Source organism: Shewanella sp. 11B5 (genome assembly GCF_002836795.1).
Taxonomy (GTDB): domain Bacteria; phylum Pseudomonadota; class Gammaproteobacteria; order Enterobacterales; family Shewanellaceae; genus Shewanella; species Shewanella frigidimarina.
In genome coordinates this window covers 1-4,292 of sequence record NZ_PJAP01000563.1, presented here as the reverse complement: position 1 = coordinate 4,292, position 4,292 = coordinate 1, and the positions used below count along the sequence as shown (strand labels likewise).

4 protein-coding genes are annotated in these 4,292 nt (G+C 42.6%); 1 reads left to right on the top strand and 3 read right to left on the bottom strand.

Going from position 1 to position 4,292, the window contains the following annotated elements; genetic code table 11:
• The 3 genes from CXF78_RS13195 to CXF78_RS13185 all read right to left on the bottom strand — a co-directional run.
• The coding region (locus tag CXF78_RS13195) for a phosphotransferase family protein (RefSeq protein WP_102037057.1) at positions 1–946 on the bottom strand (946 nt) is incomplete at its 3' end.
• 5 nt (positions 947–951) lie between these two features.
• Positions 952–1,782 carry an SDR family oxidoreductase gene (locus CXF78_RS13190; RefSeq protein WP_102037056.1) on the bottom strand — a complete coding sequence of 277 codons (831 nt, stop codon included), beginning with the start codon at positions 1,780–1,782 and terminating at the stop codon, positions 952–954.
• A gap of 11 nt (positions 1,783–1,793) precedes the next feature.
• Positions 1,794–3,014 (bottom strand): acyl-CoA dehydrogenase family protein, encoded by a 1,221-nt coding sequence (locus CXF78_RS13185; RefSeq protein ID WP_011637670.1) that lies wholly within the window; start codon positions 3,012–3,014, stop codon positions 1,794–1,796.
• A 174-nt stretch (positions 3,015–3,188) separates the two neighbouring features.
• Here CXF78_RS13185 and CXF78_RS13180 point away from each other — a divergent pair, with 174 nt between their 5' ends.
• The gene (locus CXF78_RS13180) at positions 3,189–4,115 is read left to right on the top strand and encodes a LysR family transcriptional regulator (protein ID WP_165870995.1); all 927 of its coding nucleotides are present in this window, start codon (positions 3,189–3,191) and stop codon (positions 4,113–4,115) included.
• Positions 4,116–4,292: the final 177 nt, after the last annotated feature.

The following is a 4,292-nucleotide window of genomic DNA, read 5'->3' as shown; positions in this document are numbered from 1 at the left end:
CTATGCCTGCTAAACGGAATAAACCGAACACCTCATAAAAACGAAAATCATCAATGGTGATATTCATTTTATCGCAATAATATTCAACAACTTGTTGTCGAGTGAGCATACCGTCAAGGTGTGTGGGTTGGCGGCGAGTCATTTGTGCTAAAAAGTCATCATCTGCTTCAACCCAATAGGCGAGGGTATTACCCAAATCCATTAATGGGTTCCCCAGCGTCGCCAGTTCCCAGTCGAGTATTCCATTGACCTTACTGATGTCATTTGGATCTAACACTACGTTATCAAACCGAAAGTCATTGTGGGTTAGGCAAATGCTTTCTTGTGCTGGTTTATGTTGTTGTAGCCAAGTCATCACTTTTTTGCCAGAGGGCACATTCCAGGTTTTAGCTTGAGTGTAGCGTTGGCTCCAGCCATCAATCTGGCGTTGCGTATATCCTTCGCCTTTGCCGATATGGTTAAGATTAGCGGCATCTACATCCACTTTATGTAATTCGATTAAACAATCAATTACATTAGTGCAAAGCGTTCTGGCTTGCGTCTTATCGACTTTTAAGCCTTTAGGGAGGTTTTGTCTTGGGATAATGCCATTGAGCTTTTCCATGACATAAAATTCAGTTCCTAATACATTTTCATCTTCACAATGTGCCAGCATTGCAGGTACATAAGGGTAAACAGGTTTAAGTGCTTGTTGTAATCGATACTCGCGCCCCATGTCGTGAGCACCTTTAGCTTTAGTGCCTTTGGGCGCGCGGCGTAAAATAAGCTCGCGATTGGCGTAACTTAAGCAGTAAGTCCAATTGGATGCACCGCCAGTGTACTGGGTTATGGTTAAGTCTCCCTCAAGTCCGTCGATATGTTGTTTTAACCACGGGTCAATTATCGCAGCATCAAGCTCCTCGCCTGCACGAACCGCTTTGGCTTTATCCAGATATTGTTGGTTCATTAAGCTTATTCCTCCCTTAACAATTGCCTAAGACGATGTGTTTGTTTCAATACTAATTTAAAATACCAATGCAAAGGCAATAAGCGTTTTAACTGATAAAGCCGTTTGCCTTGTTGATGTGTCAGTAAGAGGAATTGTTTTTTACTTTCACCTTGATAAGCAATGTCGGCGACTTGCGCTGCATTTATGGGAGACTTATCAAATAACTTACCCAGCAGCTTTTCCATTGTAGGTAGTTGGGTACGTAAACTGCTACCTAGGTTGGTTTTAAAGAAGCCTGGGCATAACACGCTAACATTGATATTGTCATCGGCAAGTTCTAGGCGCAAGGTTTCTGACAACGACACCACAGCCGCTTTTGATGCGTTGTAACTGGACATAAACGGGATTGGAGTCAAGCCAGCTTGTGAAGCGACATTGACAATACTGCCAACGCCTTGTTGTTTAAAAATGGGAACAAACTGTTGGCACATATTCACAATACCAAACAGGTTGATTTCCATTACCCAGCGCCATTGCAAAATAGGTTCAACTTCAATTTTATCTGCTGACGCAACGCCGGCATTATTGATTAACACATCGATATGTTGCCAACGCTCATTCAGTACTTGTACGAGCGCTGTAATGCTGTCTGTGTTGGTAATATCGCAAGGTACGAAAAATGCTTTACCTCCTAACGCTTGGATTTCTTGACACACCTGTTCACCAGCTGGTTTATTAATATCTGCAACGCACACTTCGGCGTGCTGACTGGCCCATTTTAGTGCCAGTGCTTTACCTAAACCCGATGCCGCGCCAGTGACCACTACATTTTGTGATTGTGTTATTGGTTTCATAGTCATCACCATTACTTGTACTTAGCTAACTCAAGACGTGACACCATGGCCATATGCACTTCATCAGGTCCATCAGCTAAACGTAAACTGCGGGCCATTGCTGCAAACCCTGCTAATGGTGTGTCATGGTTCATCCCTGCGCCACCATACATTTGAATCGCCATGTCGACGACTTGGGTCAGCATATTTGGGACAACCACTTTAATTGCCGAAATATCGGTCATAGCGTGCTTGACGCCTAAGTTATCGATTTTCCATGCGGCATTCAGTGTCAGTAATCGTGCTTGTTCTATTGCCATGCGCGCTTGGGCAATACGTTCAAGATTGCCACCGAGCTTGATAATAGGTTGACCAAAGGCAACTCTAGATTGTCCGCGCTCAATCGCTAATGATAAGGCGCGTTCTGCTGCGCCAATAGCCCGCATGCAATGATGAATACGACCGGGGCCTAATCGACCTTGAGCTATTTCAAAGCCTTTACCTAAACCCATAATCACATTACTTTTAGGTACACGTACATTAACGAGTTCCATTTCTCCATGGCCATAAGGGGCATCATAATCACCATAGGCGGTTAACATACGTGTGATGCTGACCCCAGGCGCGTCCATCGGCACTAATACCATACTATGACGTTGATGTTTAGGTGCATCGCTATGTGACAAGCCCATAAAGATCATTACTTTACAGTTTGGATGACCTAAGCCCGTTGACCACCATTTACGGCCATTAATCACCACATCATCACCGTCTTCAATGATGGTAGCTTGCATATTAGTGGCATCCGATGAGGCGACATCAGGTTCTGTCATCGCAAATACTGAGCGTATTTCACCAGCAAGTAGCGGCGTTAACCATTGTTGCTGCTGTTGCTTATCACCAAAGTGATAAAGCACTTCTATGTTGCCGGTATCTGGAGCATTACAATTGAAGATTTCCGGGGCCAGAAGCGAGCGTCCCATTTCTTCAGCCAAAGGGGCGTATTCAACACAGGTCAACCCTTTAGCTAATTCGGCATCAGGCAGAAATAAATTCCATAACCCCTCTGCTTTTGCTTGCGTTTTAAGCGCTTCTATTTGCGGTAATAGTTGCCATTGAGTCCAATCGCTATTGTGGTTAAGGCGTCTGTTTTCGATAAACAATTCTGCTTCAATGGGTAAAATTTTGTCATTAATAAATGAGGTTACTTTTGCTAAATATTGTTGTGATTTCTCTGTAGCGTAGATATTCATGTAAGCATCCTGCGTGACGTAAACCACAATTATTGTGATTACGTGACCGAGCTATTATTTGTGTGGTTAGCATATCGCAGTAATATAAGTGAATAAAATGAAATAACATGTTAGGTTGCAATGAATACTATTCATAGTTGTGTGTTGCAAATTCATTTAACAATAGAGACCAAAATGGCAGATACCAAAGCAATTCAGCAACTTGACCTTAATTTGTTAAAAATATTTGAAGCTCTTTATTTGGAGCAAAACATGACTTTAGCGTCAAAGTCGTTGTTTATAACGCCTTCAGCAGTGAGCCATGCGATAAAACGATTACGTTTAGTGTTAAACGACCCGCTGTTTGTACGCCAAGGTCTGCAAATGCAACCAACAGCAGCTTGTCAACGTATGGCTCCGCAACTTATTAGTGCGCTAAATCGAATAAGGCAAGTACTGCAGCAATGTGGTGAATTTGACCCGCTTACTACGGAGCAAACTTTTAAAATAGCCATTCATGAAGCGCTAGAAAGCCAAATAATGCCAACGCTGATTAAGCAAGTTGTGAAGTTAATTCCGCATGCGAAAATAGCCAGTATGTCATTATCTCGGGAAAATATAGCGCGTCAGTTAGCCAATGGGGAGGTGGATTTAGCCATTGATGTTGCGCGAGCGGTGAATGCCCCTTTAGCTCACAAAACCCTATTGTCAGATCCATTTTGTGTGTTGATAGACCGTCGACAACATGCAATGTATTTAGAGCCTAGTACCAAATTGACTCCGACTGATTATGCTAATGCTGAACATGTAGCCGTATCAAGCAGACCTATTGGTCGAGTGATGGAAGATATATTGTTACAACAACAAGGTGTAAATCGGCACATTAAATACCGATGCCAGAGTTACCAAACCGCTGCTAAAATTGTCATCGGGTCGCCTTTAATGTTGACTTTACCGCGCTCTATAGCGGAGCAGTTTATACATCCAGATTTACATGTGTGCACCATGCCATTTGAACTACCGGACATTGATACTCATTTATACTGGCACATGAATACTGAAACGGATCCCGCTTTTGTTTGGTTAAGAGCACAAATCGAGCAGGCTATTATTGCGAAGTAATAAGCTTTATTACGGCATAGGAATGCTATAGAGCAGAAATATCGCTTGGCATATTGAACCGGATCAAGCTGCATTATTACAATAGATTCAGCATGAAAAAACTAAATGGCCATTTTTAACAATTATAACAAAGTCTACTATATTTACCGGTAGTAAAGCACTATCGTTAACAACTTC

Excerpts from the sequence above, each read along its gene's own strand:
- CXF78_RS13190 (WP_102037056.1), bottom strand. The coding sequence starts at position 1,782 with ATGAAACCAATAACACAATCACAAAATGTAGTGGTCACTGGCGCGGCA.
- CXF78_RS13185 (WP_011637670.1), bottom strand. The coding sequence starts at position 3,014 with ATGAATATCTACGCTACAGAGAAATCACAACAATATTTAGCAAAAGTA.
- CXF78_RS13180 (WP_165870995.1), top strand. The coding sequence starts at position 3,189 with ATGGCAGATACCAAAGCAATTCAGCAACTTGACCTTAATTTGTTAAAA.